The sequence below is a fragment of the Streptomyces sp. NPDC127092 genome, from assembly GCF_042722475.1.
Classification (GTDB): Bacteria; Actinomycetota; Actinomycetes; order Streptomycetales; family Streptomycetaceae; genus Streptomyces.
Genome location: NZ_JBHXFE010000178.1, coordinates 1495 through 1740 on the forward strand (window position 1 = coordinate 1495; position 246 = coordinate 1740).

General features: G+C 66.3%; 1 pseudogene. It reads right to left on the reverse strand.

The features are described 5' to 3' along the window. Window positions 1–246 (reverse strand): annotated as a pseudogene (locus ACFWJO_RS38570) (NADH:flavin oxidoreductase); the annotation flags it as partial.

The window sequence follows — 246 nt, forward strand, 5'->3', positions numbered from 1 at the left end:
TTGTTGAGGTTGGGGCTCATGAACGAGCTGAGGAGGTAGTTGTGGCCGAGGTGGACCTCGATCGCGTCGAATCCGGCGTCGACGGCGTTGCGCGCCGAGTCCTCGAAGTCGCGGGTGACCTGGTCGAGTTCTTCCCGGGTGGCACCCTTCACCAGACCCATGGCGGGCGGGCTGAGGCGCGTGGACGGTGCGAGGGTCTTGGCGCGGTTGGACAGGGTGTTCGCGACCAGACCGGCATGACCGATC